A 24,330-nucleotide genomic window follows, 5' to 3' on the forward strand; every position below is an offset into this window, starting at 1 on the left:
TCAATCAAAAACCTACGAACGCCGATTTTAATCGGTGTTTGTCAAAAAATAAAAAATTTTTAACAAAATTTAAGCTTAAATTCAAGGGGGGGGGGGGTAAAATAGCATTTTATTTTCTTAAAAGGAGTATTGATGAAATTTTCACGAGTGGTTTGTTCTACGCTTTTTGGTGTGTTGCTTGGTTTTAGCACTCTTGGTGCTGCTAATTTGACATTAAGCGAAGCAGTAGAGAAGAATCTAAACGCTTACAATAACTTTTTTGTAGGCACATTACAAAAAAATGTTTCAAATTTTAGCGAAGTTTTAAGTAGCTATAATGACGGCATTAAAAATGTAACAAGCGATAGTCTAAATAATGGCAAAGATAAGGCGCTTGGCGATTTGCTAAAAGGTCTTATGAGTGCTATGAATGCTAGTGATACAAATGGTTTTTCTTACAAAGATTACGGCACGAACGTAGATGATGAGAGTGAAGAAGATAGCGGTGGCTGGGTAGAAGTTGAGGATAAACAATATTTGGAATTTAGCGATTCAGAAAGCAGTAAAGCTAGAATAACTTATGGTAAAAATAGTATTAAAATTTATGGTGATGTTAGCGATAGTGCTAATGACTACATTGCTTTAAAAGACGATGGCACGCTAGTTTTAACCACCCAAAATAATGGTCAAAATTCTATTTTAGCCAATAATGATGGGCTATTAAAAAGCGATTTAGATGCTATTAATGCACTTTTAAAAGGTGTTATTGATGATAGAGTTAGCTACTTTAAAAAATTTTTGATTATTGATGGTTTTCGTGAATTAATTTATAGTGCTATAAATGATGAAACGCTTAGAGAGAGTGAAAATTTTAAGAATTTAATGAATGAGTTTAACAAGATAAGCTCATACGATGAGATGAAAAACATAGCTACACAAGATATACAAACCACACAAAATGCCCTATCTAAAACAAGCAGGCTAGTTGAGCTAATAACTAGCGTAAAAAATGCAAGCCAAAGCGATAAAGCGGCTAAAATTTCAGAGCTAAATAGCTATATGAGTGATAACGGAGTAAAAATCGGCGTAGATAATGATAAAACTTACGATGGATTTAGTAGCGTAATCACAGAAAGCACAGACATTGATAAAATTTTAGGCATAGTTAAGACTGAAAAGAAAAATTACGAAAATAACGTAGATGTGGTTAAGGTTGTTGCTGAAAATTTAGTAAAAAATGAAAAGCTGTTTAAGGAGATAATTTTAGACAAAGAGCTAAGCGATGATACTAAAAAAGTCCTAGACCAAGCAAAAGCTGAGCTAGAAGCTACTCAAACTGCCACAGAAAAAAAGGCTGGACTTGCAGCTATTTCTGCTAAACTTGCCAAGCTAAATGCAAATAAAAATACCACAAATGAGGAGAAAGCACAAGCACAAAGTGAGCTAAGCAAGGCACAAAAGGACTACACACAAGCAGTTGCTGCTAAAATAGAAGCCATTGCAAACAATAGTGTAAACACAGCACTTTTAGCGACTGATAAAAGCGTAGCTTTGGGAATTTCAGATGCTTTAACTAGCTCTAATTTAGCTTTGGTTAGCGCACTTGATAGTGATAGCGTGAGCGAGTTTTCGCAAATTGTTAAGGATGTTACAAATTCCATTGATACAGCAAATCAGAGTTTAAATACTGGCATTACGACTGATATTGTAAAATTTAGCTCAGACCTTTCTACTAACACCCGCCTTGCAAAGCTATCAAATCCATTTAATGATAACCTAGCCCTAGCTTATGCTATTTCTGAGCTTAAAGGCGAAAAATTTGCAGATAGTGGCGATAGTCTTTCAAGTGTAGTAAAGGCATATACAGACCGCTTTAATTATGATCATAATCTTTGGGCAAATGTGCTTGGCTCAAAAGGTAAGCTAAAAGGAGATATCAAACCTAGCCTTTATGGATTTAGCATAGGTTACGATAAGGCGTTTGATAATAGCATAGTTGGTGTGTTTGCAACATCGGCTAAGTCAAAAATAAAAGCAGATGCTGCAAAAAACGAGGCAAATAATTATCAGTTTGGCTTATATTCACGTGCATATTTTGGCAACTCTGAGATTGATGCTAAAATTTCAATTGGCAAAGCTAAAAATGAGCTAGATAGATACAATGTGCTAGGTAATGCTAGTGGTAAATATGACACGGATTTTTTTAGCACAGAGTTTGGGTATGGTTATGTGTTTGATTTAAGCAAGACAATGTTTATAAAACCATTTGCCTCTTTAAACTACAATTACCTTAAAAATAAGGCATTTAATGAGAATGGAGTGTTGCCTTTACACTTTGATAGCACAAAGACAAAATCATTAAGTATTAAACTTGGGTCTGAGTTTAGAGGATATGTAAATGAGACAAATTATCTTTACATTGCCCCAAATATTGAGCGTGAGATATATAAAGATACTGATGATACGAATGTGAGATTTTTAGGCTCAAATCAAAATATTTTTATAGAAAATGATGATAAAAAGCACACATATTTTGGTATTCAAACCGGTGCTGATTTTGCTATCACACAAAGTCTTAGCACAAATATTAATTTTGGTGCTAAGCTTAGAAGTAACGAGAAGTATTACAACGGCACAATAGGTCTAAGGTATAAATTTTAAAGCGTTTAACTGCCCTTTATTATTGGGGCAGTTTTAAAATTTCTAAAATTATAAAACTGCCGATTTTTAAGCAGTAAAATACCTCAAAATCCACCATTGTAAATGGCTGGTTTTTATGCGTTATATTCTAAAATTTCTAAACTAACTAAAATTTTATTTGATTTTTTGTAAAATAGGGCAGTTTTTTAAAGGTTTTTTATGGAGAATATCAAAATTTTAGGCTCTGGCGGCAGCAGAACGCAGGGGTCAAGCTCAACGTGTTTTAGGATAAGTCAAAGTGTTTTGATTGATGCTGGTAATGTCATAAAGGCTATCGGCGATGAGGCGGTTGAGATAAATCACATTTTTATCACTCACGCACACGCTGACCACATTACTGATTTGCCGTTTTTAATTGACGGATTTTTTGAGCAACGCCAAGAAACGCTTATGATTTACGGCTCAAAAGATACGATAAATGCGATAAAAACGCACGTTTTTAACGATGAAATTTGGCCTGATTTTTCAAAAATAAGACTACCAAATGGAGAAATTTCGCTTAGTTTTTGCGAAATTTCACAATCTGATACGCTAAATTTTGACGGACTTTTTATCACGCCGATTTTTGCAAATCACACGAAAGGCTCGTTTGGTTACAAGGTCAGCGACGGCGAGATTAGCTACATAATTAGTGGCGATACGTATTTAAATGATGAGCTAGTTCGCGCCATAAATGATGATTTAAGCGTGAGTTCTTTAATCGTTGAATGCTCGTTTTCAAACCGCCTAGGCGCACTTGCAAAGTCAAGCTCACACCTTACGCCAGAGCTTTTAACTAGCCTAGTTTTGGGCTTAAACCGCAAGGTTAATCTATTTATCTATCACATAAAACCGATATATTTAGATGAGATTAGGCACGAGCTAAAAGAGCTTTTGGGGGCAAATGATAAAATTTTAGAAGACGGCGATGAGATAAATGTCAAAAAAGGCGTCGTTAAGCCCTTCACATCGGCACAGGCACAATTTGAGAAAATTTTAAATATCAATTTAGAGCTAGCCGATGAAGAGGATTTTGATAAAATTTTGCAGATGATTTTAACCTACACAAGAGAGCTTACTCACAGCGACGGCGGCACACTTTATATGATTTCGCCGGATAAAAAATTCCTTGATTTTAAGGTCATTGAAAATGAGAGTTTAGGCATAAATTTAAGCGGACACAATGGCGAAAAGCTCTGGGATTCTCTGCCACTTTACACAGATGATGGCACGCCAAATCACGCTATGATAGCCTCAATTTCAGCCCTTGAAAACCGAGTGATAAATATCTCTGATGTTTATGGCTCAAATGAGTATGACTTTGAGGGCGTTAGGGCATTTGATAAAAAATACGGTTACAACTCATCATCAATGCTAACAATACCGCTGGTAAATCACGAAAACGAAGTTATTGGTGTAATTCAGCTGATAAATAAAATTTCAAGTAAAAACAAGGCGACAATTTATAACAAAACTGATGAAAAAATCGCTAGAATTTTCTCACGCCAAGCTGGTATGGTGCTAACGACAACCCAGCTGATTTTAAGCCTTGAAGAGTTCTTAAATGCCTTTGTTTCAACCATAGCAAGTGCGATTGATGCAAAGTCAAAACACACGATAAATCACATTACAAAAATGGCAAAACTTGCCCCATTAATCGCAAAATCAATTAGCAACGACAAGACAATTTATAAAGATGTAACCTACTCAAAAGCCGATATGGATGAAATAGAGCTAGCTGCCAAGCTTCACGATATAGGCAAAATTTCAATGCCTGAAACGATAATGGATAAAGCAACCAAGCTTCAAAGGGTAATTGACGGCATTGAGCTGATTAAGGATAGGCTTGAAATCATTAAACGAGATAAGGAGATTTTGTTTTTAAAAAACGAAATTTCAAAAGAGCAGTTTGACGCTGATATAAAAGAGCTTGATGATGATATGAAATTTATCCAAAAGGTAAATAAAGGCTCTGAGTTTATGCGAGTTGAGGATACAAAACGCATAATTTTAATGTCAAAATACACATATATGAGAGAGGGCATAAAGGCATATCTGCTCTCAGAGCAAGAGCGGTATAATCTGCTAATAGAAAAAGGCACACTCACAAAAGAGGAGAAGGACGTGATGAATTCGCACGCCCAGCTTAGCATAGATATGCTAAAAGTCCTGCCGTTTCCTAAAAAATACCAAAACGTCTTTCATATCGCTGTAAATCATCACGAAAAGCTAAACGGCAAGGGCTATCCACGTGGGCTAGGCGAGGCTGATTTGACGCTTGAAGATAGAATAATGATTCTAGCTGATATTTTTGAGGCACTGACATCTCACTCACGCCCATATAAGGGTGCGATGAAGCTTTCAGAGGCGTTTAGCATACTTGATGCGATGGCTGATAGAAATGAGATAGATAAGCAAATGCTTGAATTTTTTAAATCAAGCGACGCCCTAAGGGAGTATGTAAAAGACGAGCTGTCGCCAGAGCAGGTTGATGAGTTTTAAAAGCTATAATACAGATTTGTTTTGAACGTGTATTTTTTGTATTCATACAGGCTTTGATTTGATTTTACATCTGTGTAGCGAAAATTTAGCCCAAGTGCGAAATTTTTGCCAAGATTATGCATTAGTCCGGCTTCGTAGGCGGTTTTGTCATTTTTACGCTTTGTGTCGTATAAGAAATTCTCCGCCTTGTATCGCTCGTTGTGATACTCAGCCGAAGTAATTAGCGTGGTTTTTGGCGTGATTTGGTATAAATTTTGAAGTTTTACGCCAAGTGAGCCATAATCCACGTTTGGATGAGCCTTACCTTTTAATTTATTCTCACGGCTAAAAAATAGCCCAAGTGTCGTTACACCAAAGGTGTCGCTATCATATCCTAGTGCCGTTTCAAGTGCGTAGTTTAGGGCATCTTTGTATTTATCATCTGAGCTTATAAAGCTCTTTTTTGACACTCTTAGTTTGCTTTTGCTGATGATTTTTTCATTTATTTTATAATCAAGCTTAAAAAGCAAAGAGTAGGTATTTAGATAACCGCTATCATCAAGCCAAATTCTATTTGCCTCCACGCCACCATAAAATTTATATTTGTCGCCGTAATTAGTAAGCCCAGAGCCAAAGAGCAAAAGCCCCACGTCGTTCTCTTTTAACTTGCGGTAGTTTTGCGTAAAGCCAACTATTTGGTTATCTAGCGTGAGCGTGTCGCTAAATTTATAGCTGTGATTTAGCGCGCTAAATGCTTCGTTTAGGTGGTCGCTTTTTCTCTCGTTTTTGTGTTTGCTTATCCCAAAATAGATATAATCAGCGGTGGCTGCGTTATTTGCATTGCTATCAAAGCCATATCCGAGCCCAAGCAGCCCGCCAAGGCTGTGCGGACTTTTTTGCCTACTTAGTGCGGATAGCTTTAAATTTATGTTTATTCTTACTTCGTTTGGTAGATTTGGGTTTTTTAAGACCTCGCTATAAAGGGTAGCGGCCTCGCTTGTGTTGCCGATTTTTTCTAAAATTTGAGCGATTTCAAGCTTTAATCTGTCGTTGTTTGGCTCTTTTTTAAGCAAAAATGCGTAGGCATTTAACGCCTCTTTGTATTTGCCTAGCTTGTCCGCACTTCTTGCGTATTTAAAGGTGTCAGCGTCGTTTAAAGGCGAATTTTTTAGCTGTTCGTTTAGCTTTTCATATTCGTTTGAAAATTCTAGCTCTTGTGGCTCGTTTGCAGTTAAAATTTGAGCCACAAGGCAGATAAAAATCAGCTTTTTCATTGTCTTTGAGCGTTAAAGTCGCCTTTTATTGATTTTGCGTTTTCAATCGTTTGTGCCGTGCCTTTTATGGCGTCAATTTGTGTGCTAGTGCCTATAAATTTACCGCTGATTTGGTCATTGCTGTTTGAGATCTCAATCCCACTTGCACTCACGCTGCCACCGCTGAAATTTCGCGTTATATCGCTGCCATCGTATTTGAAATTTAGCACGCCATTTTGCACACTAGCCCTTTCGTTGCCAAAATTTACGTCAAATCTGATTGAACTTGCGTTGTTTGTTACGGCAGCTCCATTTTCGGTTACGTTATTTACCGCTCCGCTAAATGATAGCAGGGTGTTTTGCTGTGCGTCTATGATTTGGCGAACGTATGAGATGATATCGGCGTTGTCTGAGATATTGCCTTTTAGCGTGTAGCCTTGGTCGTTTATCTCTATCGTGCCTTTTAAGCCGTCAATTGTGCGTTTGTTGCCTAAAAATTCTCCGATGATTGTTGTTTTTGGGCTTGTGATTTTAAAGGTGTTGCCCTCTATTATTATTTGTCCATTTACTAATGCTGATGGGCCTGATGTTATGATTGTATCTCTAAAAATTTTGCCGTCAGCCAGTGTGATTTTATATTGCGTTTGTGTTTGTGGTGTGGCACCAAAGCCGATTGAGATACTTAAATTTTCAATCGTCGCCCCAGTTAAATCTAGTCCGCCAAAGTCGGTAATTTGCATATTATTATCAAAAGCGATAAGTGTGCTTGTGTCGCTGACATTTAGTCTTTTTATTAGATTAGCAAGTGAATCGGCAGTCTCAAAAAATGAGAGCGTCCCAGTTGGCGTGTAGTTTGATATGGCTGTGTTATTAAAGGCGTCGTTTGTGTCAAGCCAGAAGCTAACGCCGTTTTTGCTCTTTATAAATCCGCCGTATTCAATGCCGTCTATCACGACCCCAGCGTCAATTGAGCTCTCATCAAATGTGCCTTGAAGTCTGATTGGAGAGTTTATCTCAAACGTCGCTGTATCAGGCGATGAGCCTACTACTTGGGCGATTTGTCCGTTTAAATTCTCGCCAAAACCGCCAGTCGTGCTAGGGTCAGCAAAGAAGTATTTGCCGTCTATTATTTGTGGTGTCTCGCCGTTAAATTTTATCGTTAAATCAATAAAGCCATTTTTGATTTTGCTGTTTGTATCCTTAAACATACCGCTTAATTTTATCGTGCCGTCTGGACTTTCATCGGCTAGTTTTTTTAGCTTTTGGATATATGTTGAGCCAACATCAAAAGTCGGCTTTAATCTTGGCTCTTGACTCTGACTTGGCGGTGTTGGCGTTGGTGTCGGATTTACCGGTGGATTTGGTGTCGGCGTCGGATTTGGATTTACTGGTGGCGTAGGCGTCGGTGTTGGTGTTGGTGTCGGATTTGGTGCTGGTGTCGGATTTGGTGCTGGATTTGGTTCAGGTGTATTTTTCGCATTTGTTATCTCGTTTTGGGCGTTAATTTGTGCCTGTTTTGTGGCTTCGGCGTTGGCTAAAACTGCCCAGTAACCCCAAGAATTCGCATTATCAGCACTAAGGCTGTTTTGCTGTGAGTTTTGGCTTTGCCCTGAATTTTGGCTTTGCTCTGCGTTTTGCGGTGTGCTATTTACGCTGTTTTGGCTTTGAGATGAGCTACTCTCAGCACCGCTGCCACCGCTTTTTTGTTCGCTTAAAACGCTAATGCTAGTAATTGCTGAAATTCCAGTTTTTGATAAAAATCCGCCCAAAACCTGCTCGGTGGCCGCCTTTGCTGGTGTTGGCGGTTGATTTTGCGTGGTTTGAGAGTAGTTGCCCTGTTTTACCTCTACTTTTACGCCGTTTGACTCAATAAAAATCGCGCCTTTCGTGCAAATAACCACGCTATCATCGCCTAAAAATTCAGTCCCTCTAATACCAATCAACGCTGTTTTTGTTTTTAGCTTAAATCTGTTTGGATTTATCTTGCCAATTTGCCCAGTGATAGCGTGAAATGCACCTGTTGCGATCTCAAACTCTGCTTTTGGGGCTTTCTCATCAAATACGTAATCCTTGATATTTATCGTTGAATTATAGCCTAGCGTGATGATTGTTTTGTCGTTAAATACGATTTTTGCGATTGATTTTGCATTTGTTGAGATGATATCTTTTTCTTCAAGCTCTATGCCGTTTATCGCCTTTATCTCTTGATTATCTCTTATGATTTTTGCCTCTCCGTCAAGTGAAACGATAGAGCCAACACTACCAAAAAGCCACGCACACAGCCCAAATAGGGCAAAAATTAACCTAATCACGAAAAATTCCTTGTTAAAAATTTAGCCCATTTTAGTGAAATTTAGGTTAATTTTTGATAAAAGATTATCTTTACTTCGTGCGAGTAAATACCCATTTTAACGCACTATTTAGCTCATAGGCGTGTAGCCAAGTGTGGCGATGAGAACCGCCGTCAAAAATAGTTAGATACACGTGGCAGTCGTTGTTTATTAGCTCATCTATCTTTTTATTTGCTAAATTTTTTCATCTACGTTAAATTTAGCCTGTTTGACGCAAACACCCAAGCTCTCTATCTTTTTAACAAGCTCTTGCATACTATTTCTTGCACTCGTATCGCCGTCTGAAACGGCAATGAAAAGGTTTTGATTTGCCACGTTTTTATAAATTTGCGTATCCCATTTTGCAGCCAAAATATAAGAAGCAGCAAATAGATTTGGATATTTTACGTCAAGCGCAAGCGAGCTCATCGCACCCATTGACTGACCGGTGTTGTAAATTCTATTTTCGTTTATGTTAAATCTATTTTGAAGCGATTTTATTAGCTCTACGACCACGTCAAGGGCTTTGCTGGTGTTAAAATTATCATCAACGATGACCCTGTCAAATTGTGGCGCTAAAACGAAGCTTGGATTGTCCTTTTGCCACTCATCACTTGCAAATTTTACCGCTCCAAGCCCCTGAAATAGCGTTGCGTTAATATCTGGCGAAACTACCCCAGCGTCGTGCATAAACAAAATTAGCGGATAGCTTTTGTTTTTATCATAATCCTTTGGCACAAAAAGGTTGTAGTTTAGGCTAATGCCGTTGCTCGTGAAATTTCTTGCCTGAACTCATTAATTATTGGGGCGACCGAGCTATCAACTAAGGATAACTCTTTAAGCGTTAAAATCACGCTATCATTAGCTACTTTCATATCTTTTATCGCTCTTTCGCCGTTTTCATCACTTACCTTAAAATCGCACGAAATTGCTGATTTATCATCAAGCGGGGCGTCATATTTTATGATTATCTCATCAAGCTTTAAGCCGTTAGAGAAGACCTTGCCAACAGCCGTAACATTGGCACTTTGTGCACAAAATGCAAAATTTGCCAAGAGCGTGGTTAAAAGTAATTTTTTAAACATTATTTGTCCTTTAAAATTTTTAGCGATTTTATAACTTTTTTGTTAAGAAAAAGAAAATTTGATTATAATCATACAAAAATTTAAGGATTAGTTGATGAACTACATAGAAATTTTACGCCAAAATGGGCTTTTAAGAGAGATTAATGAGCCAACTGACATTGATTTAGAGATTGCTCACGCAAGTTACATTGAGGTTAAAAAGGCCAATAGCAAAGCACTTTTATTTAAAAATGTGGTTGATAAAAATGGCAAAAAATATCCGCCGGTTTTAACAAATATCTTTGGCTCATTTCGCGCCACGGAGCTAATTTTAGGCAAAAAGCCTGATGAGATAGCAGGCGAAATTGAAGCACTTTTAAAGCCAAAAAAGCCACAAAATTTTAAAGAAAAGATTGATTTTTTAGGCTATCTATTTAGTATGCGTAAAATTTTTACCAAAAAACTAAGCGGACGTGGGGCGTGTCAGGAGGTTATAAATCTTGGTGAGAGCGTTAATTTGCTTGATCTGCCAGCGCTTAAAACGTGGGAGCTTGACGGCGGTGCGTTTATCACAATGGGGCAGGTTTATACTCAAAGTCTTGACGGGAATTTGCAAAATTTAGGTATGTATAGGCTTCAAATTTATGACAAAAACCGCCTTGGTATGCACTGGCAAATCCACAAAGACGGCGCAAATTTCTTTAACGAGTATAAAAAGGCTGGGCTAAAAATGCCAGTTTCAGTAGCAATCGGTGGCGACCCGCTTTACATTTGGTGCGCTCAGGCGCCACTGCCAAAGGGTATTTTTGAGCTTTTGCTTTATGGCTTTATTAGAAAAAGCCCTGCAAAGCTTGTAAAATCGCTCACAAACGACATTTACGTCCCGCACGACGCTGATTTTGTCATTGAGGGCTTTGTTGATACTGCTAAATTTGAGCTTGAAGGTCCTTTTGGCGATCACACTGGCTTTTATACGCCGATTTTGCCGTTTCCAGTTATGGACGTAACGGCGATCACTCATAAAAAAGAGCCGATTTTTGCAGCCACGGTCGTTGGCAAACCGCCACTTGAAGATAAATTTATGGGACACGCAACCGAGCGAATTTTCTTGCCACTGCTTCGCACCAGTGTGCCTGAGCTAGTTGATTATAATATGCCTGAAAATGGCGTCTTTCACAACCTAATTTTGGCAAAATTAAACGTGCTTTACCCAGCTCACGCAAAACAAGCAATGCACGCATTTTGGGGCGTGGGGCAGATGAGCTTTGTAAAACACGCCATTTTTGTTGATGAAAATGCTCCGAGTTTAGGCGATTTTGACGCTATTTCAAGCTACGTTTTAAACCGCTTTGGGACTAAGTCTATGCTTATTAGCGAGGGGGTTTGCGACCAGCTTGATCACGCCTCGCCTAATGCTTGTTTTGGCGGTAAGCTCGGCATTGACGCTACGGCTGATTTTTGCGAGTTTGTGCCTGAAATTTTAAGCGATGAGCTACTTTTAGAAAAATTTAGGGCAAAAAGTGATGAAATTTTGGGGCTTCAACAATATAAAACCGATACAAAAAGCCCAGTTTGCGTGGTTAAAATTTCAAAAAATCGCAGAGCAGATGAGATTTTTAGAGAAATTTTAGAGTTTAAAGAGCATTTTAAAATTCTAATATTTTTTAGCGAATGTAACGGCGAAAAGGTGCAACTTAATAACCTTTATATGCTAATTTGGCGTTTGGTAAATCACATTGACGCGCTCCGTGATATTTACGTAAAAGATGGGCGAGTTTTGGTTGATGCAAGTATTAAGGGCAGGATTGATGGCTTTAATAGAGAGTGGCCAAAGCAGACTGACTGCACCAAAGCGGTCGTTGATGAGCTAATCAAAAAAGGCGTGGTAAAAAACGAGCCTGAGTTGTTTAGTAAATTTGAGATTTTTGGCTAAGCTCATAAACGCCATTTTTTATGCGTTTTAAAACTCCGGCGTTTTGTAGCATTTTAAACGTTGCAATCGCCGTTGGTTTGCTAATTTTTAGCTCTTTTGAAATTTCATCAATTGTAAAATTTAAAAAGCCATTTTTGTTTGCATTTTTTGCGATAAACTCAATCACGGCTACCTTTTTATCCCCAAGCAACGCCCCAAAAATCGCCCTTTCAAGCTCACTCATAAAACTTACCAAATATAGCAAAGCACCAAAGCGACGCCGTAATGATATTTGCTATCATCACAGCAGCACTGCCTGCGTCTTTTGCAGCACCTGCAAGAGCGTGAAAATCGGTGCTTGCTAAATCCACAGCTCGCTCAATCGCCGAATTTAAACACTCAACAACAAGCACAAAAGCCATTGAAAAAATCAGAAAAATGTTTAAAACATAGCCAAAATCAAAAAAGAAAAGCGATATTGAAAGTGGCGTAAAAGTAAGAATTTCAAGCCTAAAACTCTGCTCGTTTTTGTAAATTTCAGCAAAACCTTTAATAGCATAACCCCAGTTTTTTAAAAAGTGATATTTTGGTTGATTTCGCACAAAATGCCCTTAAATTTAGAAAATTTTCTTATAATTTTAGCCAAAAAAGGATTAAAATGAAACTAATAAGCTGGAATGTCAATGGACTTAGGGCTGTTGCTAATAAAGATGGTTTTGCGTGGCTTAGTGAAGCAAAGCCCGATTTTTTGGCTCTTCAAGAGATAAAGGTCAAAGAAGCTGACGTGCCAAGCGAAATTTATAAGCTCGGTTTTAATGAGATTAGCCTAAACTCAGGGCTTAGAGCTGGGTATTCTGGCGTGATGAGCTTAGCTAAATTTCAGATGACAACGCACAAAGGGCAGTTTTTTGATGATAGTGAGGGCAGGGTTTTAGAGCACCATTTTGGCGATGTCGTGCTTTTTAACATCTACTTTCCAAATGGGCAAAAAGATGATGAGCGTTTGGCTTACAAAATGGCGTTTTATAAGGCATTTTTGGCATATTGCGATGAAATTTTAAAAAGCGGTAAGGAGATTATAATCTGTGGCGATGTAAATACAGCACACACCGAGATTGATTTAAAAAATCCAAAGGCAAATGCCAAAACTAGCGGATTTTTAGCGATTGAGAGAGCGTGGATAGATGAGCTTTTATCGCACGGATTTATTGACACATTTAGGCACTTTTATCCGCAAAAAACGGACGCTTACTCGTGGTGGAGCTACCGATTTAATGCAAGGGCTAAAAATGTCGGCTGGAGGATTGATTATTTTTTCATCTCAAATGGGCTTAAAAATCGGCTAAAAAACGCATTTATAATGCCTGAAATTTTAGGTAGTGATCACTGCCCAGTTGGGATTGAAATAGAAATTTAAACTAATTTTAGTAAAATTGCACTTTTTGTTTAAAGGAGAAAAAATGTGTGCGATTGTGGGTGTGATAAACTCAAAAGATGCGGCTAAAACAGCCTATTATGCGTTATTTGCTATGCAACACAGGGGTCAAGAAGCAAGTGGTATTAGTGCCTGTGATGAAAATGGCAAAATTCGCACGATTAAAGACAGAGGGCTTGTAACTGAGGTCTTTGGTAAGGATAGTTTTGACGTTTTAAAGGGCGATATGGCAATCGGACACAACCGCTACGCCACGGCTGGCAGTGACTCACTTCTTGACGCACAGCCAGTAACTGCAAACTACGCATTAGGCTCAATCTCAGTCGTTCATAACGGCAATTTTGTAAATAAAGACGAGGTAAGGGATGCACTTATTGAAGAGGGCGCGATTTTTGGGTCAAATATGGATACTGAAAATATCGTTCATCTAATCGCACAACACAAGAGCAAAAGCCTAAAAGAACGCATAATCTACGCACTCAGCAAGGTTTTGGGTGCTTACTGCCTTTTAATCCAATCAAGACATAAAACCTTTGCGATTAGGGATAGATACGGCGTTAGACCGCTCTCGCTTGGGCGTTTAAAAGATGGCGGATATATCGTAGCTAGCGAAACTTGTGCCTTTGATTTGGTGGAGGCTGAGTTTATTAGAGATATAAATCCGGGCGAAATGGTCATTTTTGAGCGTGGTAGCAACGAGATAAGAAGTGAGCAAATTTTCACCCCAGACCCACGAATTTGTGCCTTTGAGTATATCTATTTTGCGCGTCCAGATAGCGTGATTGAGGGTAAAAATGTCTATGAAATTAGGCAAAATATGGGGCGAGTTTTGGCTCAAAAAAGCAAAATAGAGGCTGATTTTGTAATCCCAGTGCCAGATAGCGGAGTAGCGGCTGCGCTTGGCTATGCTAAGCAGAGCGGACTGCCTTTTGAGGCGGCGATTGTGAGAAATCACTACGTTGGCAGGACGTTTATTGAGCCGACACAGGAGCTACGAAATTTAAAGGTCAAGCTAAAACTAAATCCAATGTCAAGCGTCTTAAAGGGCAAGAGCGTGGTTGTGGTAGATGACAGCATCGTCCGTGGCACGACTAGCAAAAAAATCGTGGAGCTTTTACGCCACGCTGGTGTTAATAAGGTGCATTTTAGGGTCGCTTGTCCAGAGCTAAAATTCCCAGAACGCTACGGCATAGACACGCCAAGCTTTGCTGAGCTAATCTCTGCAAATAAAAATGTAGAGCAGGTGCGTGAGTATATCGGTGCTGATAGCTTGGAATTTTTAAGCATTGATGAGCTAAAAACTGCACTTGGCAATGAGCGAAACTACTCGCTTGTTAGCTTTGATGGCGATTATTTCATAAAATAATTTTGGGGCTTTTGCCCCTTGAAATTCTTATAGAAAAAATTTACTTTTTAAAGTGTTGTAAAAAAACTGATAAGTGAAAATTTTGGGATTTAAAAGTAGTGGTGACCCATACGAGACTCGAACTCGTGTTACCGCCGTGAAAGGGCGATGTCCTAACCGCTAGACGAATGGGCCACTCGGTCGGTTTGAAAGCTGGATTATAATACACGAACGCTTAAAATTTATTTAAATTAAGCAAAAAATTTAAAAATTATTGCTAAAATCTCAAAAATTCATTAAATTTTAGGACAATTTTTGAAAAAATTTCTATTTTTACCGCTTTTTTTCTTGCTTTTTGGCTGTTCTTTAAAGTCGCCACAAAGCTCAAAAGGCTACCACGTTACGCTCGTTTCGCCGATGATTAAAATTTCTGATTTTGGCTTTATGCACGAGTATAAAAATGATATTAGTTTGCAAATTTACAACCTTGCTTTAATCGTAGCAGAGATAAAAATTTCAAACAATATCTGCATAAATCGTGGCTGTTTTAGCAAATCCGACTTTAATGCCAAATTTTTTAAACAGCCATATTATGATGAAATTTTAAGCGATATTTTGCTTAAAAAACCGCTTTTTAACGGCGTAAATTTAGAAAAAACCGAGTGCGGATTTAGTCAAAATTACAAAGAAATTAGCTATGAAGTTTGCAAAAACGACCTAAAATTTAAAGATAAAAACGTAAAAATTATTTTAAAAGAGCAAAAATGAGATACATAGGAGCCCACGTAAGTGCTAGCGGTGGGGTAGAAAATGCACCGCTAAATGCCCAAAAAATCGGAGCAAACGCCTTTGCGTTGTTTGTGAAAAATCAACGCCAATGGAGTGCAAAACCGCTTAGCGATGAGAGCATTAAAAATTTCAAATTAAACTGCGAGATTGCCAAAATCAGCCCAAAACATATCCTACCACACGATAGCTATCTTATAAATTTAGGGCATTTTGATGAGATTAAAAGGGAGCAGTCCTTAAACGCCTTTATTGATGAGATTAATAGAGTTAGTCTGCTTGGCTTAGAGCTTTTAAATTTTCACCCCGGCTCACACCTAAATGAGATAGATAAAACCGCCTGTCTTGATTTGATAGCAGATAGCCTAAATACCGCGCTAAAACGCACAAACGGCGTTAAGCTTGTCATTGAAAACACCGCCGGTCAAGGCTCAAATTTAGGCTATGAATTTTCTCAAATTGCATATTTAATTGATAAAGTAAATGACAAAAGTCGCATTGGCGTTTGCATTGACACCTGTCACCTTTTTGCTGCTGGTTACGATTTTAGGGACGCAAAAAGCTATGCTAAAACGATGAGCGAGTTTGACGCTGTGATTGGGCGTGAATTTTTAATGGCAATGCACCTAAATGACACGAAATTTGGGCTAAACTCACGCAAAGACCGCCACGAAAGTATCGGCAAAGGTCATCTTGGTTTAGAGGCATTTAGCCACATTATTAAAGATGAGCGAACGGCACAAATTCCGCTCATTCTTGAAACGATTGATGAGAGTATTTGGGCTGATGAGATCGCGCTTTTACGCTCGTTTGAATAAAAATTTTGTATTTTTAAAAAAACTTGCTAAAATCGTGAATTTTAAACAAAACAAAAAGGAAAGATAAATGATAAAGAAAATTTCACTTTGTGCCGTTTTGGCTATTGGACTAAATGCTTCTGGATACAAAGTCCCAGAGCAGAGCAATGACGCTGTGTCGCTACTTTCAAGCAACGTAGCCACCAGCTTTGGACCAGATGCTGCTTATTACAACCCTGCAAATATGGTCTTTTTGCCAGATTATAGACACTATTTTGAGAATGATTTGGCGTGGTTTCACATTAATAGATTAAAATTTAAAGCAAACGACGGCAAAGAGATTACATCAACCGACTTTGACTCAATGGCGACCACATTTCACTTCGTTTCGCCAAGCTTTTATGAGGACTGGCGATTTGGTTTAAGCCTTGCCGTGCCAGCTGGCATTGGCATTGGCTGGGACGACCCTGACGCTGCCTTTACTGGTAAGCTTTTTAAGCTTAAAGTCGTTGAGCTAAACCCAAGCGTGGCTTATAGATTAAGCGATACAATCGGCGTTGGCGTGGGACTTAGAGCCGTTTATACAAAGGGTAAGGTCGTAACCGAAGTCTATGGGCTAGGCGACCGACATTTAAAGGGCGATAGCGTTGATTATGGCTATAATTTAGCCCTAAGCTACAAGCCGACTGAGAATTTAGCATTTGCAGCCACGTATCGCTCAAAAGTGGATTTAAGTATCAAAGGCGACGCTCACATCTCTGGCGGGGCAGCTTTTAACGCACTTGTTGGCACTTATGACGGTGCGGTGAGCGTAAAAATTCCACTCCCAGCAGCCCTAGTTTTAGCCACATCTTATAAGATAAACGACACGACCTTGCTTTTTGCCTATGAGCGGACATTTTGGTCGGATTTTAAGGGCTATGACTTTGAATACTCTGGCAACAAGCCACAAACTATCTATTTTCAAAGGCTTTTTGATGATAAGGTTGAGCGAAATTACAGGGATACAAACACATTTAGATTTGGCGTAAATCACGATCTAAACAAAAAATACCGCATAATGGGCGGTTTTGTCTATGATGAAAAGGCTGCAAAAGACAGCAGGAGTGCTAGTTTTGACCTGCCTGACACCAAAGCTTATGCGTTTTCGCTCGGTTTAAACTACCAAGCTACTGAAAATTTAGAGCTAAATGTCGGCGGACTTTATCAGTATAGAAAAAAGAGCGAAGCAACGCTTAAAGGCGCTGATTTAAGCAGAGGCGTGCCAGCCCCAAAGGAGATAAAAGGCGAGTTTGACACTGGCAATGTTTGGATTATTTCAAGCGGTTTAAAGTATAAATTCTAGGCAGAAAAATGAACTACACTTATCAAAATTTATATGAAAATTTAAGCAAAATCGCAGAGCAAAACCTAAACGCCATTGCAATTTTTGATGCCGATAAAAAAATCAGCTATGCCACGCTAAAATCAAGCGTGGATAAGGTTGGAGCGTATTTGCAAAGTGTCGGCGTGAAATTTGGCGATAAGGTTGCGATTTTGGTTACAAACTCGCAGGAATTTATCGTTAGTTATTACGCTGTTGTCGCACTTGGAGCGGTTGCGGTGCCGATGAATACCTTTTTAAAATTTGATGAGATTAGCTACATTTTAAAAGATTGTAACGCAAAGCTTTTAATCGCCTCAAACCAGCTTTTTAAAGAGCTTAAAAATTTAAACGAAACTGGCATTAGAAATTTCATCTGGGTTGGCGGTGTGCCTAGCCGTTTTATCGCCTCATCGCCACTTCAAAGAGAGATTGATGATGAGGGCGAGAGCCTTTATCTTGGCAGTGGGGTTGATGATGATATCTGCCACGTAAATTTTGATGAGCTACTTGGCTTCCCACATAGATTAAGCGGTGCTAGAAGTGCCACGCTTGATGATTTGTGCCACATTATCTACACTTCTGGCACGACTGGTAAGCCAAAGGGAGCGATGATAACCTATAAAAATATCTACTCAAACGTAATTGGCGTAACCGAGCGTTTTAAGGCAAACGCAAAGGATAGATTTATCGTGTTTTTACCGATGTTTCACAGCTTTACGCTCACAACAATGGTGATTTTACCTATGCACGTTGGTGCGTCAATCATCTTGATAAAATCAGTATTTCCATTCTCAAATGTCCTAAAACAGGCACTCTTAAAACGAGCGACCATATTTTTAGGCGTCCCAGCCATTTACACAGCAATTGGCAAGGCAAAAATTCCTTGGTATTTTAAGTGGTTTAATAATATCCGCCTATTTATCTGCGGTGCTGCCCCACTCGCACAGCAAACCATTGATGACTTTAAGATAAAATTCCCACGTGCAAGGCTAATTGAAGGCTATGGGCTTAGCGAATGCTCGCCAGTCGTGGCTTCAAACCTGCTTGATAAGCAAAAGCTTTTAAGCGTCGGACTGCCACTTGATGGCTATGAGGTTAAGATTGTAAGCGACGAGATGATGGAGCTGCCTCTTGGCGAGGTCGGCGAGATTATCGTTAAGGGCGACTGCGTTATGCGTGGATATCATAATATGGCAAATGATGAAACAATCGTAAATGGCTGGTTAAAAACTGGCGATTTAGGCAAACTTGATGATGAGGGCTTTATTTACATTGTGGATAGAAAAAAGGACTTAATCATCTCAAAGGGCATAAACATTTATCCGCGCGAGATTGAAGAGGTGATTTATCAGCTAAATGCCGTTGAGGCAGCGGCTGTGATTGGCATTGCCGATGAGCACGCTGATGAGGAGGTCGTGGCGTTTATTCAGGTTAAAGAGGGCGAAAATTTAGATGAAAAAGAGATTAGGAGCTACCTTAAAAAGCACCTTGCAAATTTTAAAATCCCAAAAAATATCTATTTTTCAGAAGCACTCCCACGAAATGCCACTGGTAAGGTTTTAAAACGCATTTTAAAAGAGCAGATAAAGGATAAAATTTAGTGGAGTATCTTTACGATTTTTTACAAAATGAGCTAAAATCTAGCAAAATCGCAGCCATAACAAACGCAAACGAAGCCGAGCTTAAAATTCTAAGGCATTTAAGCCGCGCTTACGTTGATGGTGTTGGCTTTTTAAGCGTTTTTGAGCTTTTAAACGCAGTCTTTAAAGGCGAAAATTTAGAGCATTTAAACCACTTAAAAGATATAAAAACGCTAATTGATAATGGCTGGATAACGCACTCATTTAGCGTCTTTAAAAGCGAAGCAAAATCATCGCAAACCACGCTTTTATCGCTACTTCACGCAGAAATTAGCCTTTCAAACGCCTTTTTAAAAATTCTTGAAGAGGGCAATATCGGGCTAAATCTGCCTGAAATTAAGCCCTATGAGGATCATTTAGAGTATTTAAAAGACTGCTTTTTAAGGGTTGAGCTTTATGAGAAAAACTCAATGTTTTTAGCCAAAAATGACGCTAAAAAACGGATAAAATCACAGATAAACGAGCTTGAAAACTACATAAAAAATAGGTTAAATTTAACAAAAATTCAGATAAAAATAGAGCAAATTTTTAAAGAAAACGCCCTAAATGACAAAGAACAGCTGATTTTTTTACTGCTTTTAAAGCAAGAGTATGCAAACGACTTTGAAAACGCAAGAGATTTAGGCGTGATTTGTGCCTTAATTAGCGATGATGAGTTTGAGGCGATTAAAAACAGAGCCTTGCTTGATGAGGGCTCAAAACTACTTGAAAATGGGCTTATTGAGTATGATGAGGTCTTAAATAATTTCTCAAACATTAGCCGAAGTTTTTACATAAATGATGAAATTTTACAATCAATAATGTATCCAAAAAATAAGAATTTTGATAAAAAAATCAGCATTGAAAATGCCTTAAAAGAGCAAGAAATTTTTGAGCTAATCCAGCCGACAACAGACATAAACGACGTGGTTTTAAACGAAAACACAAAGGAGCTTTTAAATTCAATTTTAAAGCAAGTTGATAAAAAAGTCCTATCTAGGCTAAATAGCTGGGGCGTGAAATCACGAAAGGGCATTGACGCTAAGATTATCTTTTATGGCGAGGCTGGCACTGGTAAAACTATGTCGGCAATTAGCCTTGCAAAGAGCCTGAAAAAGCAGGTTTTAAGCTTTGATTGCTCAAAAATTTTAAGCAAATATGTCGGCGAAAGCGAGCAAAATGTGCGAAAAATTTTTGACACTTACAAAGAGATTTGCAAAAAGACAAAGTCCGAGCCGGTCTTGCTTTTAAACGAGGCTGACCAGTTTTTAAGCACGAGAGTTGAAACCAGTAGCGGTGCTGATAAGATGCATAATCAAATGCAAAATATCTTTTTAGAGCAGATTGAGAGATTTCAGGGCGTTTTAATTGCGACTACGAATTTTTTACAGAGCCTTGATAGTGCCTTTTCTAGGCGGTTTGATTATAAGATTGAGTTTAAAAAGCCAGATTTTAAGGCTAGACTTGCCATTTGGCGAAAGGTGCTACCACAAAATGCCGATTTTGAGGACGGATTTAGCGTTGAAGAGTTAGCTAAGTTTAATCTAAGTGGCGCTCAAATCGTGCTTGTGATGAAAAACACAGCCCTAAAAGTCGCGCTAAAAGATGATGCGATATTTTGTTTTGATGATTTTAAGGCGGTTATCACTCGTGAGCTAAACGGCACTTTTGGCGATGATAAAAAGGTCGGGCTTTTATAAATTTAGCCCCAAAATCTCCTTACTCTCATTTGCCACTTTTGCTAGAATTTTCACACCACACAAACGCTCTATCATCACGGCGTTATCGCTATGAATTAATAAATTTTCATTAAAATTATTTAGTATTATCCCCTTTGTTTTTATGCCCTCATTTTTAAGATAGCTCGTGCTTAAAACGGCAGAGTTTATAGCTCCAAGATTTGAGCTTGAAACTAGCAAAACATCGCAGTTTAGCTCTTTTATCAGATCAATTTGCATAAACTCGCCAAACGGACAGACCACCCCGCCACTGCCCTCAATGATTAAAATTTCATAGTGCTTTTCAAGTTCTGTTATCTTTTTTACTATCTCATCTTTATTTGGCGTGAAATTTTCTATTTTGGCGGCTAAATGTGGCGAGTAGGGCTCTTTAAAAGCGTAGCCAAACATAGTAAATATGTCGCTTTTAAGCCCTGCAAAATCCCTTACAAATTTTGCGTCATCAGCGATTAAAACGCCATTTTGCGTTTTTAAATTCCCACTTGCAAGTGGCTTAAAATACCCCACATTTACGCCGTTTTGTGCTAAATTTTTAGCGATTAAGGCACTAACGTAAGTTTTGCCAACGTCCGTGCCTGTTGCTGTTATAAAAATTTTCAAAATTTCTCCTTTTGACTAAATTATACTAAAATAACAGCTTTTTAAGGGGGATTTTATGGATTTAGTTGAGCTTGACTTAAAACACATTTGGCACCCTTGCTCGCAAATGCACGATTACGAAAGCTTTAAGCCAATCGTGATAAAAAGGGCAAAAGGCGTCTATCTTTACGATAAAAATGACAAAGCCTACATTGATATCATTAGCTCGTGGTGGTGTAATCTCTTTGGTCATCTAAACGAAACGATAAATGAGAGCATAAAAGAGCAATTAACAAAGCTAGAACACGTTATTTTTGCAAATTTCACGCACGAAGGCGCTATAAATTTAGCTAGTAATTTAGCCCAAATTTTGCCAAATGGACTAACTAAATTTAACTTCTCAGATAACGGCAGTTCGGCTGTTGAGAGTGCTTTAAAGATGGCATTTGCGTATCATCAGCAAACTGGCAATTTACACAAAACAAAATTTATGTGCCTAGAAGATGGCTATCACGGCGAAACTTTGGGGGCGCTATCTGTTGGCGCTATGGATTTATATGCCAAAATTTATAAGCCGATTTTAATTAAAACGATCCGCATAAAAGCACCAAATTGCTACCGCTGTGAGTTTGGTAAAAATAGGGATAATTGTGCTTGTGAGTGCTTTATTTATGCACAGCGTGAGTTTGAAAAACACGCTAAACACACGGCAGCAATTATCATTGAGCCACTTTTGCAAGGTGCTGCTGGTATGAGAATTTATCCGCCACTTTACCTTAAAAAACTACGTGAAATTTGCGACTTTTACGGCGTGATTTTAATCGCTGATGAGATAGCCACTGGATTTGGCAGAACTGGGGCTATGTTTGCTTGTGAAAAAGCTGGGATAAGTCCAGATATTATGGTGCTTTCAAAGGGTCTGACTGGTGGCTATATGCCAATGTCAGTCGTGGCAACCACGCAAAAAATTTATGATGCATTTTATGCGCCTTACAACGAGCACAAGGCGTTTATGCACTCGCACACTTACGCTGGTAATCCGCTAGGTTGCGCGGCTGCGCTTGGTGTGATGAAAATTTTTAAAGAGCAAAACGCACTAAAAATCGCAAACGACACGGCAAAGGTTTTAAACGAGCTAACATTAAGGGCGTTTAGTAATCATAAATTTGTAGGCGAAGTGCGAAGTATCGGGCTTATAAACGCCATTGAGCTAGTTAAGGATAAGGGCAAAAAGCAGAGTTTTGACGCTAAGCTTAGGCTGGGCTATGAAATTTACAAAGTCGCCTTAAAAAATGGACTTTTACTGCGTCCGCTTGGCGATGTTTTGTATTTTAACCCACCGCTAAATATCACGATTGATGAGTGCGAAAAGGCAGTAGAAATTTGCAAAAAAAGCATAAATGAGGTGCTAAAATGAAGCGAGTTGCACTGCTATTTGGCACTGAAATGTGGGAGAAGTTTTGCTTTTATGGTATGCGCTCAATTTTCGCCCTTTTTATGGTGCATTTTTTGGGCATTAGCGAGGCACAGGCTGCGATTTATTATGGTGCGTTTTTGGCGTTTAGTTACCTTACGCCCATTTTTGGTGGATTTATCGCTGATAAAATTTTAGGCTATCACAAAAGCGTGATTTTAGGCTGTGCCTTGCTTTGTGCTTCACAGCTTTTGTTTTTTATCTCAGCTTGTGGCGTTAAAAGTGCGTTTTTATCGCTCTTGGCTTCGGTTTTTGTAATGCTAGGCAACGGCTTTTTTAAGCCAAGTATCACGGCACTTTTAGGCATAAAATCGCAAAATTTAAACGTTGATGCCGTGTTTAGCTCGTATTATTTTTTCTTAAATCTTGGCGTTTTGCTTGGCTCATTTATCGTGCCGTTTTTTGGGGACGTTGTAAATGGGGGCGTTCGTGATATAAGTGCCTTTAAATGGGGCTTTTTATCAGCATTTTTAGCCCAGCTTTTAGGGCTTATTATTTTTATTTTATTTAGCAAAGATGAGGGCTATAAAAAAGATGAAATTTATATAAATTTTAACGCTAAAAATTTCATCATTTGCACGGCGATTTTTGCTGTAATTTTTGCCGTATTATCGGCATTTAGTGGCGATAATTTCATAAAAAGCTACGTTTATCCAGCCATTTACTCGCTTGGCATTAGTTTAGCGGTTTATATTTTGCTTGATAAAAGCCTAAGTAAAAGCGAAAAACAGGGCGTTTGGCTCATTTTTACTAGTGCGATTTTTATTGTATTTTTTTGGGCGACGTTTGAACAAGCCGGCTCGTCGCTTGTGTTTATTGCAAATAATCAAATGGATAGAAATTTATTTGGTTTTAATATCCCACCAGCGATGATAGCGATGTTTAATCCACTTTTTGTGCTTTTGCTTTCGTTTGTATTTTGCGTGATTTACATTAAAACACCAAATTTTAGCGGACTTGATAAACAGGCTTTTGGGCTTGTTTTGCTGGGATTTAGCTACCTAATTATCGCCCTTAATGTTAAAAATTTAGGGCAAAATTTACTTGATATAAAGTGGTTTATTTTGCTTTATTTTTTACAAACCTGCGCTGAAATGCTAATCTCGCCAATCGGTTTTGCGCTTGTTGCAAAATTTTCGCCAAAGCGAATTTTGGGGCTTATGTTTGGACTTTTTTATCTTGCAAATGCCGCTGGTTACGCACTTTCTGGCACACTTGCTGCTCTTATGCCACCAACTGCTGATAAATTTAGCAAAGCACGTGAGATTGGCATTGATTTAAACGCCGTTTTAAGTGGCAAAGCAGACGCAAATGAGCTTGAAATTTTAAAGGCAAACGCCTTGCCATCAGCCTATCCAGAAATTTTTAACATACAAATCACAAGCCTTTATGAGTTTTTTATGCTATTTTTTGTGCTTTGTGCCTTTGGTGGGGCATTGCTGTTTTTTGTAAATAAAATTTGCTATAATCAGCCAAAAATTAATGGATAGTA

Annotated in this window: 19 protein-coding genes and 1 tRNA gene; 12 read left to right on the top strand and 8 right to left on the bottom strand. The window is 38.5% G+C overall.

Annotated features, from left to right (window positions below; genetic code table 11):
• The first annotated feature begins 132 nt into the window (after positions 1-132).
• Both NYG85_RS04895 and NYG85_RS04900 read left to right on the top strand, forming a co-directional pair.
• Entirely contained in the window at positions 133-2,640 is a 2,508-nt protein-coding gene (locus NYG85_RS04895; protein ID WP_284937374.1) for an autotransporter domain-containing protein, read from the top strand.
• 198 nt (positions 2,641-2,838) lie between these two features.
• Complete coding sequence (locus NYG85_RS04900; protein WP_284937375.1) at positions 2,839-5,160, top strand: HD domain-containing phosphohydrolase; 2,322 nt, start codon at positions 2,839-2,841, stop codon at positions 5,158-5,160.
• On the opposite strand, the gene NYG85_RS04905 is transcribed toward NYG85_RS04900, so the two are convergent.
• The 4 genes from NYG85_RS04905 to NYG85_RS04920 form a co-directional block, all read right to left on the bottom strand.
• On the bottom strand, positions 5,157-6,413 hold the full coding sequence (locus tag NYG85_RS04905; protein WP_284937376.1) for a surface lipoprotein assembly modifier: 1,257 nt from the start codon (positions 6,411-6,413) through the stop codon (positions 5,157-5,159). The two genes, NYG85_RS04900 and NYG85_RS04905, sit on opposite strands and share 4 nt — an antisense overlap.
• Positions 6,410-8,704, bottom strand: a complete 2,295-nt coding sequence (locus NYG85_RS04910) for a FecR family protein (RefSeq protein WP_284937377.1) — start codon at positions 8,702-8,704, stop codon at positions 6,410-6,412. The genes NYG85_RS04905 and NYG85_RS04910 overlap by 4 nt, the downstream gene beginning before the upstream one ends.
• Before the next feature lie 213 nt (positions 8,705-8,917).
• The gene (locus tag NYG85_RS04915) at positions 8,918-9,460 is read right to left on the bottom strand and encodes a carboxylesterase family protein (RefSeq protein ID WP_284937378.1); all 543 of its coding nucleotides are present in this window, start codon (positions 9,458-9,460) and stop codon (positions 8,918-8,920) included.
• Between the two features lie 14 nt (positions 9,461-9,474).
• On the bottom strand, positions 9,475-9,807 hold the full coding sequence (locus tag NYG85_RS04920) for a hypothetical protein (RefSeq protein ID WP_284937379.1): 333 nt from the start codon (positions 9,805-9,807) through the stop codon (positions 9,475-9,477).
• Between the two features lie 94 nt (positions 9,808-9,901).
• On the opposite strand from NYG85_RS04920, the gene NYG85_RS04925 reads away from it, so the two are divergent.
• Positions 9,902-11,719, top strand: a complete 1,818-nt coding sequence (locus NYG85_RS04925; RefSeq protein ID WP_284937380.1) for a menaquinone biosynthesis decarboxylase — start codon at positions 9,902-9,904, stop codon at positions 11,717-11,719.
• On the opposite strand, the gene NYG85_RS04930 is transcribed toward NYG85_RS04925, so the two are convergent.
• Both NYG85_RS04930 and NYG85_RS04935 read right to left on the bottom strand, forming a co-directional pair.
• On the bottom strand, positions 11,694-11,942 hold the full coding sequence (locus NYG85_RS04930) for a replication/maintenance protein RepL (protein WP_284937381.1): 249 nt from the start codon (positions 11,940-11,942) through the stop codon (positions 11,694-11,696). The two genes, NYG85_RS04925 and NYG85_RS04930, sit on opposite strands and share 26 nt — an antisense overlap.
• Positions 11,935-12,300 carry a diacylglycerol kinase gene (locus NYG85_RS04935; RefSeq protein WP_284937382.1) on the bottom strand — a complete coding sequence of 122 codons (366 nt, stop codon included), beginning with the start codon at positions 12,298-12,300 and terminating at the stop codon, positions 11,935-11,937. Before NYG85_RS04935 ends, NYG85_RS04930 begins: the two co-directional genes overlap by 8 nt.
• A gap of 56 nt (positions 12,301-12,356) precedes the next feature.
• Here NYG85_RS04935 and NYG85_RS04940 point away from each other — a divergent pair, with 56 nt between their 5' ends.
• Complete coding sequence (locus NYG85_RS04940; protein ID WP_284937383.1) at positions 12,357-13,115, top strand: exodeoxyribonuclease III; 759 nt, start codon at positions 12,357-12,359, stop codon at positions 13,113-13,115.
• 43 nt (positions 13,116-13,158) lie between these two features.
• The gene (gene purF / locus NYG85_RS04945) at positions 13,159-14,499 is read left to right on the top strand and encodes an amidophosphoribosyltransferase (protein WP_284937384.1); all 1,341 of its coding nucleotides are present in this window, start codon (positions 13,159-13,161) and stop codon (positions 14,497-14,499) included.
• Positions 14,500-14,598: 99 nt separating this feature from the next.
• Here the strand turns inward: purF and NYG85_RS04950 are convergent.
• A tRNA-Glu gene (locus NYG85_RS04950) sits at positions 14,599-14,673 on the bottom strand.
• A 120-nt stretch (positions 14,674-14,793) separates the two neighbouring features.
• Between NYG85_RS04950 and NYG85_RS04955 the strand changes: the two genes are divergently transcribed.
• The 5 genes from NYG85_RS04955 to NYG85_RS04975 all read left to right on the top strand — a co-directional run bounded on the left by NYG85_RS04955 (position 14,794) and on the right by NYG85_RS04975 (position 20,746).
• Complete coding sequence (locus tag NYG85_RS04955) at positions 14,794-15,246, top strand: hypothetical protein (protein ID WP_432264845.1); 453 nt, start codon at positions 14,794-14,796, stop codon at positions 15,244-15,246.
• On the top strand, positions 15,243-16,082 hold the full coding sequence (gene nfo, locus NYG85_RS04960) for a deoxyribonuclease IV (RefSeq protein ID WP_284937385.1): 840 nt from the start codon (positions 15,243-15,245) through the stop codon (positions 16,080-16,082). The genes NYG85_RS04955 and nfo overlap by 4 nt, the downstream gene beginning before the upstream one ends.
• Positions 16,083-16,149: 67 nt before the next feature.
• Positions 16,150-17,406, top strand: coding sequence for an OmpP1/FadL family transporter (locus NYG85_RS04965; protein ID WP_284937386.1), 1,257 nt, complete (start codon positions 16,150-16,152; stop codon positions 17,404-17,406).
• A gap of 8 nt (positions 17,407-17,414) precedes the next feature.
• Positions 17,415-19,028, top strand: a complete 1,614-nt coding sequence (locus NYG85_RS04970) for a long-chain-fatty-acid--CoA ligase (protein ID WP_284937387.1) — start codon at positions 17,415-17,417, stop codon at positions 19,026-19,028.
• Entirely contained in the window at positions 19,028-20,746 is a 1,719-nt protein-coding gene (locus tag NYG85_RS04975) for an ATP-binding protein (RefSeq protein WP_284937388.1), read from the top strand. The genes NYG85_RS04970 and NYG85_RS04975 overlap by 1 nt, the downstream gene beginning before the upstream one ends.
• On the opposite strand, the gene bioD is transcribed toward NYG85_RS04975, so the two are convergent.
• Positions 20,741-21,385: a dethiobiotin synthase gene (gene bioD / locus NYG85_RS04980; protein WP_284937389.1), complete on the bottom strand. Its 645-nt coding sequence runs from the start codon at positions 21,383-21,385 to the stop codon at positions 20,741-20,743. The two genes, NYG85_RS04975 and bioD, sit on opposite strands and share 6 nt — an antisense overlap.
• A gap of 55 nt (positions 21,386-21,440) precedes the next feature.
• Between bioD and bioA the strand changes: the two genes are divergently transcribed.
• Both bioA and NYG85_RS04990 read left to right on the top strand, forming a co-directional pair.
• Positions 21,441-22,781 (top strand): adenosylmethionine--8-amino-7-oxononanoate transaminase, encoded by a 1,341-nt coding sequence (gene bioA / locus NYG85_RS04985; RefSeq protein ID WP_284937390.1) that lies wholly within the window; start codon positions 21,441-21,443, stop codon positions 22,779-22,781.
• Positions 22,778-24,328: a peptide MFS transporter gene (locus tag NYG85_RS04990; protein ID WP_284937391.1), complete on the top strand. Its 1,551-nt coding sequence runs from the start codon at positions 22,778-22,780 to the stop codon at positions 24,326-24,328. Before bioA ends, NYG85_RS04990 begins: the two co-directional genes overlap by 4 nt.
• Positions 24,329-24,330: the final 2 nt, after the last annotated feature.

Origin of the sequence: Campylobacter gastrosuis (genome assembly GCF_030249845.1) — a bacterium.
GTDB lineage: Bacteria > Campylobacterota > Campylobacteria > Campylobacterales > Campylobacteraceae > Campylobacter_A > Campylobacter_A gastrosuis.

Excerpts from the sequence above, each read along its gene's own strand:
- NYG85_RS04895 (WP_284937374.1), top strand. The coding sequence starts at position 133 with ATGAAATTTTCACGAGTGGTTTGTTCTACGCTTTTTGGTGTGTTGCTT.
- NYG85_RS04900 (WP_284937375.1), top strand. The coding sequence starts at position 2,839 with ATGGAGAATATCAAAATTTTAGGCTCTGGCGGCAGCAGAACGCAGGGG.
- NYG85_RS04905 (WP_284937376.1), bottom strand. The coding sequence starts at position 6,413 with ATGAAAAAGCTGATTTTTATCTGCCTTGTGGCTCAAATTTTAACTGCA.
- NYG85_RS04920 (WP_284937379.1), bottom strand. The coding sequence starts at position 9,807 with ATGTTTAAAAAATTACTTTTAACCACGCTCTTGGCAAATTTTGCATTT.
- NYG85_RS04925 (WP_284937380.1), top strand. The coding sequence starts at position 9,902 with ATGAACTACATAGAAATTTTACGCCAAAATGGGCTTTTAAGAGAGATT.
- NYG85_RS04930 (WP_284937381.1), bottom strand. The coding sequence starts at position 11,942 with ATGAGTGAGCTTGAAAGGGCGATTTTTGGGGCGTTGCTTGGGGATAAA.
- NYG85_RS04940 (WP_284937383.1), top strand. The coding sequence starts at position 12,357 with ATGAAACTAATAAGCTGGAATGTCAATGGACTTAGGGCTGTTGCTAAT.
- purF (WP_284937384.1), top strand. The coding sequence starts at position 13,159 with ATGTGTGCGATTGTGGGTGTGATAAACTCAAAAGATGCGGCTAAAACA.
- nfo (WP_284937385.1), top strand. The coding sequence starts at position 15,243 with ATGAGATACATAGGAGCCCACGTAAGTGCTAGCGGTGGGGTAGAAAAT.
- NYG85_RS04965 (WP_284937386.1), top strand. The coding sequence starts at position 16,150 with ATGATAAAGAAAATTTCACTTTGTGCCGTTTTGGCTATTGGACTAAAT.
- NYG85_RS04970 (WP_284937387.1), top strand. The coding sequence starts at position 17,415 with ATGAACTACACTTATCAAAATTTATATGAAAATTTAAGCAAAATCGCA.
- bioA (WP_284937390.1), top strand. The coding sequence starts at position 21,441 with ATGGATTTAGTTGAGCTTGACTTAAAACACATTTGGCACCCTTGCTCG.
- NYG85_RS04990 (WP_284937391.1), top strand. The coding sequence starts at position 22,778 with ATGAAGCGAGTTGCACTGCTATTTGGCACTGAAATGTGGGAGAAGTTT.